Origin of the sequence: Holospora obtusa F1 (assembly GCF_000469665.2) — a bacterium.
Lineage (GTDB): Bacteria > Pseudomonadota > Alphaproteobacteria > Holosporales > Holosporaceae > Holospora > Holospora obtusa.
The window spans coordinates 20,548-28,320 of sequence record NZ_AWTR02000066.1; the positions used below are offsets into that span (position 1 = coordinate 20,548).

Below are 7,773 nucleotides of genomic sequence, written 5' to 3' on the forward strand. Positions count from 1 at the left end.
TATATTTGGAATTGTTTTTTTTCAAATTTTGGATAGAATGATTAGAGATTTTTGTAGCGTTGATGTTTTTTATGGTGAGAGCTTCTTATCCAGTTTTGCTTCCTAATACACAGTTTCCTATGAAAGGAGATCTTAGTCTTAAAGAGCCACTCATCTTGTCTTGGTGGAAAAATATCAAACTTTATGATTGCATTCGAGCTTTGCGAAAAGGAAGATCTTTAAAAGTTCTTGCTGATGGCCCTCCTTACGCCAACGGACCTATTCATTTAGGCCATGCACTAAATAAAATTTTAAAAGATATTGTCAATCGTTTCAATGTCATTTATGGGTTTGATATAGATTTTGTTCCGGGGTGGGATTGTCACGGTCTTCCTATAGAAGCGCAAATCGAAAAAGAGTATTTAAAAAAAGGAGTAAAGAAACGGGAAGTCTCGTCACACGTACTCAGAACGCACTGTCGGGATTTTGCTGAGCGTTGGATTGAAGAGCAATCTGTGGCTATGCAAAGGTTAGGAGTTTTGGGGAAATTTGATGATTTGTACAGTACGATGAAGTCAGATTTTGAGGCATGTGTTGTTCAAGCTTTATTTGAATTGTTTCAAAAAGATTTGATCTATCAAGGTACTCGTCCCGTGTTGTGGTCTTGCGTAGAACAAACCGCGTTAGCAGAGGCAGAAGTTGAGTATAAAGATATTACTTCTCTTGCTTTGTATGTTAAATTTCCTGTTTGCTCTTCTATTTCGGACTGCGGTTTGAATGAATCTAGAACTTCTGTGCTAATTTGGACTACGACTCCTTGGTCTTTACCAGGAAACAGAGCGATTTGTTATAATTTTGAGTTTGTGTATGTGTTAGTTGAGATCGAGGATGAAGATTCTAATTTATGGAAAAAAGGCGAACGCATAATCATCGCTCAAGATAGAATTTCTTGTTTAGAAAGCGCGTTAGGATTAAAAAAATATCGCATCGCTTCTGTATTAACGCAAGATGTACTTAAAAAAATTTTTTGTCATCATCCATTGAATACGTTAGGGTATACGTTTAAAGTTCCCTTATTACCCGCTTTGCATGTAACGTGCGACGTTGGTACAGGTTTTGTTCATACGGCACCTAATCACGGTCCAGAAGATTTCTTAGTGGGCGTGAAGTATCATTTGGAGATTCCAGAAACCATTCTTTCAGATGGAACATTTTCTGAGTGTGCGCCTGGTTTTACTGGGAAAAATATGTGGAAAACAGATATAGCCATCAAAGATGCGCTTTTGCAAGCTAATACTTTGGGGGGATATCATGAGTATCTTCATAGTTATCCGCATTCTTGGCGCTCAAAAACTCCCTTATGTTACCGTACAACTCCCCAGTGGTTTATTAGATTAGATCAAGAGGGAAAAGAAGGATCTTTGCGAGAAAAAGCATTACACGCTATCCAAGAAGGGAAGGTTTCTTGGCATCCGAAATCTTCATCGCTTCGCTTAGCTAACATGTTACGTAATCGTCCAGATTGGTGTATCTCAAGACAAAGGGCCTGGGGAATTCCTTTAATGTTTTTTGTAAACAAAAGAAACGGAGCGTGTTTAAATGATTCATCGATCTTTCAAAAATTATACGAAAGAGTACAAAAAGAAGGCGTAGATTTTTGGTTTACCGATGAACCATTTCTCATGTTTCCAGAGCTTTCTCCACAAGATTGGTATAAAGTTGAAGATATTATGGATGTTTGGTTGGAATCTGGACTAACTCATCGATCAGTTTTAAAGAATCGTACTACTGAAAATTTTTCTCTTTGGCCTGCATGGGCTTATTTTGAAGGATCAGATCAACATCGGGGATGGTTTCAATCCTCTTTATTAACAGGAGTTGCGTTAGAAAATCGCCCCCCTTTTCAAAGCGTATTAACGCATGGGTTTTTATTAGATGAATCAGGAGAAAAGCAGTCAAAATCTAAAGGAAACGGTATTGATCCTGTAAAATTTACGAACGAACATGGCGCAGATTTATTAAGATTATGGGTTGCTCATGAAGATTACGAAAAAGATATTCGAGTAGGAGACGAAGTATTTGCTCGAGTCAAAGACATGTATAAAAAATATCGTAATACATTGCGATTTATGTTGGGAGTCTTAAACGGTATTTCTGTAAAGGATCTTTTACCTATTCATCAGCTTGATTTTCTTAGTCGTCGAGTTCTATATAATTTGTATCACACACATACGGAACTTTTGACAACTTTGTCTTTGGATCAAGTTACAAATTCGGAGTTTCAAGGGCGTTGTTTAAATGTTCAGTCTTTCTTAAAGCGTGTAATACAGGTGTGTACAGATCTTTCTATCTTTTATTTGGATGTTAAAAAAGATACGCTTTATTGTGATGCATCTGATGCTTTTTCTCGAAAACAAGTTCTTACGACATTATTGTATTGTTTTATTTTTTTATGTAAACATTTAGCCCCTATTTTACCATTTACGACAGAAGAAGCATTTTCCATCTTTGGAAAAGAAGTTTTGGGATTGGGAGATCTGATTGATACACCTGAATGGAAAAAAGATCTTTCTTTGGATGCCGTTGAGTTATTGAGCTGGTTTAAAAAAGAAGGTGTGTTGCAAGAACGCGAGTATTGGTCTGTTCATCTTCAAGATATATTTTCTCCTTCTTCTTGTTTTAAAGATTGGGATGGATCTACGTGTAGCGAACATATTTTAGGTATCCGAAGTCAGGTAACAGAAATTTTGGAAATTTATCGAAAAAATAAAGAAATTAAAAGCAGTCTCGATGCAAAAGTATATATTGATTTGATGAACGAAGATGGTGTAATCGCTGGAGCTTACAAAGATTTTTATGAAACGATTTTAATTGAGTTATGTATGACTTCTGATCTTAAGATTAGATGGAATCAGGCGTGTCGGACAGTCAAGGTAGAGGTATTGAATTGGAATAAATGTCCTAGATGTTGGAAACGATACTCGGATATTCAAGAATCACAAATATGTCAGAGATGTCATTCGGTTTTAATGTCAGAAAACGTGTGTTAAGTTTTTTCTGTTTTATGTGCAATCCACGAAAACGATGCTCTAATTCAGCGTTATACTCAAGTCTCCCTTAAGAGGGGGGCTATACAGTGGTCAATTTTTGTACAGATTCTAGCAATGTATTCATTGAAAAAGGTTTTTTCAAAAATATTCCTTTCCCTTCTAGTCTCTGTTGATGAGGAAAGTGTACGTAGGATTGATCTTCTTTAACAATAGTTAAATTTTCTTGATCTGAAGAAATCAAAATAAAGCGTGTATTTGGCCAAATTTCTGAAGTAAATTGCAAAAGACTAATTCCCGTTTCTCCTGGCATGTGGCGATCGGTAATTAGAATATGTGCACCGCGATGTTGATGTAACAATTTGCGTGCAATTAATCCGTTTGGGGCCGCGTACACCATCCAGTTTAACGGGAGATGATGGCAAAGATAGTGATGCATAACGCTCAATAATCCAGGATCATCATCAACGATAAGGCACTTCATTATTGAATAGTCTTTTATTTTTTTACAATATAACAAAAAAACAAAAAATAAAAATTAAAAAAAATTTACTATCGAGAATTTATTTTTTATTTGAGCAAAATATATTTGCATTTTACGCAGTTGTATGCTTTTTTTTTCAACCAAATGCAGGTATTATGGAGAATATCAAGTTAAGTATTAATATCTATTAGGAGATTTTTTTATATTATGTCTGAAACTCACCCTTTAACTTTGTATCGTAATATTGGAATTATTGCTCACATTGATGCAGGAAAAACAACGACCACAGAGCGCATTTTGTACTATACTGGCCGAAGTCATAAAATCGGTGAGGTTCATGAAGGACTGGCGACCATGGATTGGATGGAGCAGGAACAAGAAAGAGGGATCACTATTACGTCCGCGGCAACAACCTGTTTTTGGAATGGGCACCGAATCAATCTTATCGATACTCCTGGTCACGTAGACTTTACAATTGAAGTAGAGCGTTCTTTGCGTGTTTTAGATGGTGCTGTTGCGGTATTCGATAGTGTTGCAGGTATAGAGCCCCAATCAGAAACTGTCTGGCGTCAAGCAAATAAATACAAAGTTCCAAGAATTTGCTTTGTTAATAAGATGGATCGTATGGGAGCGGATTTTTTTCGTTGTGTACACATGATTCAAGAGCGCCTAGGAAGTAAACCCATCGTTGTTCAATTACCCATAGGGAAAGAGGGCGCATTTATGGGAATTATTGATCTGGCGGCATTAAAAGCAATTTATTGGCATATAGAGAGTCTGGGAGCGACGTTTAGTGTGTGTGATATTGCTCATTGGATGGAAGAAGATGCGCCAGATCGGATTCATCAATTCTTAAAAGAAATTCAAGAGCAAATTGCAAAAGATGGAGGAGCGTCCCAGAATTTAAATCTTCATATTCAAAATACTTTAACTGCAGAACTTGTGCGATCTGTGCAACATTATCGAAAAACTTTGCTGGAATCGGTAGTAGATCAAGATGATGAAGTTTTGGAAAAGTTTTTAGAAGGAAAAAATTTAACAGAAAGAGACATAAAATGTTGTTTAAGAAAGGGGACGTTGGCGTTTTCTTTTGTCCCTGTCTTATGTGGTTCTGCCTTTAAGAATAAAGGGGTTCAAACGTTATTAGATGCGATTCTTGATTATTTGCCTTCTCCTCTTGATATTTTAGATGTTGAAGGAATTGTTCCAGATAGTGAACAGGTCATACACCGAAAAGCAGATTTTGGAGAACCTTTATCAGGATTAGCGTTTAAAATAGCAACGGACCCCTTTGTAGGTTCTTTGACGTATTTTCGGATCTATTCTGGAAAATTAGAAACTGGAACAGTTTTACTGAATACGATCAAGAATAAAAAAGAACGTATTGGTCGTATGTTATTAATGCATGCAAATTCTAGAGAAGATGTAAAAGAGGCTAGGGCAGGGGATATTGTAGCTCTTGCTGGATTAAAGGAAACTACAACAGGAGATACGTTATGTGCGGCAAATCATCCTATTATCTTAGAGCGTATGGAGTTCCCTGATCCAGTCATTTCCGTAGCAGTAGAGCCTAAAACGAAAAGTGATCAAGAAAAGATGGGATTAGCGTTATCTAAACTTGCTTCTGAAGATCCTTCTTTACGTTTTTCTTCTGATCAAGAAACGGGGCAAACGTTGATTGCAGGAATGGGAGAGTTGCATTTAGAAATTATCGTTGATCGTATGAAAAGAGAATTTAAAGTAGAGGCTAGTGTTGGGGCACCTCAGGTAGCGTACCGAGAGACGATTTCTAAAACCTATGAAATTGATTATACACATAAAAAACAAACGGGTGGAGCAGGACAATTTGCAAGAGTTAAGCTGATTTTTTCCCCTTTAGAGCCCGGAGCCGGATTTATATTTGAAAACAAAATTGTAGGTGGAGCAGTTCCAAAAGAATACATTCCGTCTGTAGAAAAAGGTATTAATAGCGCACGTCAAACAGGAGTTTCTTTTGGATTTCCTACAGTAGATTTTAAAGTAACTTTAATAGACGGGGCTTATCATGACGTTGACTCAAATACGTTAACTTTTGAAATAGCAGGTCGAGCCGCATTTAGAGAAGCCGCTGCTAAGGCAGGTCCAAAAGTATTAGAACCTGTCATGAAGGTTGATGTTGTAACTCCCGAAGCTTATATGGGGGACGTTATGGGAGACCTGAATTCTAGAAGAGGCCAAGTTCAAGGTATGGAAGATCAAGGAAATGCTAAAAATATTAGTGCTCAAGTTCCGTTGTCTGAGCTTTTTGGATACGTAAATACGTTACGTTCTATGAGCCAAGGTCGAGCAACGTATTCCATGGAGTTTTCTCATTACGCTTTAGTTCCAGAGGCAATGTGTGCAAAAATTAAGAAAAAAGAGTGGAAAGGGGGATAAAAAGGTGATGTTTGAGATTTTTTTAAAATAAACTTCAAATGCATTCTTTGCACAGTAAAGCATTACAGTTAGCTAGAAATTTTGTTCAACACAAAAATATTCCTTTTGATGTTGCATATAGATGGGCGAGAAATTTTCTACAAGAAGCTTTTGGGCTATCCTCTTTGCAGTGGGCTTTTAAAATGTTTGATTCTTGCCCTCTTCACCCAACGTTAGATGTTTGGGTGGAGGAATTTATTACGCATCATAAACCGTTATCCAGAAGCGTTCAGCGTCGTTTTTTTTGGAATCAATATTTTTCGTTAAACGAAGCTACGTTAGACCCTAGACCAGAAACGGAAGGAATGATCTCGCTAGTGTTAAAAACTGGGATAGAGCCCCGTACTATTTTAGACTTAGGTACAGGAAGTGGATGCATTGTATTAAGTCTTTTAGAGGTATTTCCTAAAGCGTATGGGATAGGTGTAGATATACAATCAAAGGCTCTGAGTGCCGCACATCAAAATGCGTATCAATTAAAACTAGATCATCGTGTTCATTGGATTACAAGTAATTGGTATGAAAAATTAGAAGATTATGGATTAAAAAAAGAAAGCTTTGATCTCATTATAAGTAATCCTCCGTATATTTCTTCTGATGAATGTCTAAAATTGCCACCAGAAGTTTTGTGGTGGGATCCTAAAATCGCATTAGATGGAGGAAAAAATGGGGTAGATCCTTATGAAATTATCATTCCTAATGCTTCATCTTGGTTAGCCTATGAAGGAATACTTGTATTAGAGATTTCAGCACACACTTCCATAACTTTTTTAATTTCATTGGCAAAGCCTTATTTTTCAAACATATCGTTATTTTTGGATGATTTTGGAAGAAATCGTTATTTACTCTTGCGTTAATAATTTTTTACTTCTAAATTAAAAAAAATCAAAGGCCAATGAAGATAAAAAATGAGCAAAAGATAGTAAAACTACTTAATACTAGTCTGTGTTCTGTGTATCGACGATTAAAGAAACTAGGCTTTAGCTATAAAAAAAATCTTTACCTACTTGCAAGCAAGCCAAGAACAATGAAAGCGATATAAAGAAACTATAAGCATACCGTCAGAAAGTCTTGTACATATTGATGAAAGCGGTATTGGGACGATCATTTGTGCAAGACAGAAGGATGGGGCAAAAAGGGGAAAAAGCTTTCTGCCAAAAAGAGCGGTAAATATTATAACTGGGTATGTTAGCACTTATGGTATTTAAGGGTTCTTGTCATACAAAATTATTTGAAGCTGGGTATCTCAGTTATTGATTAAGGAATTAGAACCTGGGCAAATTGTAGTAATGAATAATACTGAATTTCATAAATCACAAAGAACAAAAAAGTTGATCGAATCTGTAGGTTGTCAACTACTCACCCGATTCGAATCCAATAGAGAAATTTTGGGCTAATATGAAAAAATGGGTTAAGAACCAAATTAATCAGTTTGATAAACTTTACGAAGCTATTGCCGCATTCTTTCAAATCCCATTTTTATGCTCAATTACTATATTCCGAAAACTCTCGATACTTCTTTTTGACTGTTATCTGCTTTGATAAAATTTATAACTTTTTATCTTTAAATTTATACGATATGGACTCGTTGACATCATTTATCTTCTTAAGTAAGACATACCATATCTTGCATTACAATTCAACTATTTGTGCCGTGGTTCTTAAAATGTTTCTTCTCTTGGAGATTTTCTTCCTTTCTCTTCATTTATTATCTCATCTTACGTAGCACCTTTCAAAATTTGAAGTTCATTGAACATTAAAACATTGGCTTTTAACAATAGTTTTTGTTTTATTGCAAAATGATTCAAT

General features: G+C 36.0%; 4 protein-coding genes. 3 read left to right on the forward strand and 1 reads right to left on the reverse strand.

Going from position 1 to position 7,773, the window contains the following annotated elements:
* Positions 1-62: 62 nt before the first annotated feature.
* Complete coding sequence (gene ileS / locus P618_RS03870) at positions 63-3,029, forward strand: isoleucine--tRNA ligase (RefSeq protein WP_021827794.1); 2,967 nt, start codon at positions 63-65, stop codon at positions 3,027-3,029.
* 79 nt (positions 3,030-3,108) lie between these two features.
* Here the strand turns inward: ileS and P618_RS03875 are convergent, their stop codons facing one another.
* On the reverse strand, positions 3,109-3,510 hold the full coding sequence (locus P618_RS03875) for a response regulator (protein ID WP_021827793.1): 402 nt from the start codon (positions 3,508-3,510) through the stop codon (positions 3,109-3,111).
* Positions 3,511-3,717: 207 nt separating this feature from the next.
* On the opposite strand from P618_RS03875, the gene fusA reads away from it, so the two are divergent.
* Positions 3,718-5,925 carry an elongation factor G gene (gene fusA, locus P618_RS03880; RefSeq protein ID WP_021827792.1) on the forward strand — a complete coding sequence of 736 codons (2,208 nt, stop codon included), beginning with the start codon at positions 3,718-3,720 and terminating at the stop codon, positions 5,923-5,925.
* A 38-nt stretch (positions 5,926-5,963) separates the two neighbouring features.
* Complete coding sequence (locus tag P618_RS03885; RefSeq protein WP_021827791.1) at positions 5,964-6,821, forward strand: N5-glutamine methyltransferase family protein; 858 nt, start codon at positions 5,964-5,966, stop codon at positions 6,819-6,821.
* Positions 6,822-7,773 lie beyond the last annotated feature (952 nt).

Coding starts and splice junctions, on each gene's coding strand:
- ileS (WP_021827794.1), top strand. CDS start 63: ATGTTTTTTATGGTGAGAGCTTCTTATCCAGTTTTGCTTCCTAATACA.
- P618_RS03875 (WP_021827793.1), bottom strand. CDS start 3,510: ATGAAGTGCCTTATCGTTGATGATGATCCTGGATTATTGAGCGTTATG.
- fusA (WP_021827792.1), top strand. CDS start 3,718: ATGTCTGAAACTCACCCTTTAACTTTGTATCGTAATATTGGAATTATT.
- P618_RS03885 (WP_021827791.1), top strand. CDS start 5,964: ATGCATTCTTTGCACAGTAAAGCATTACAGTTAGCTAGAAATTTTGTT.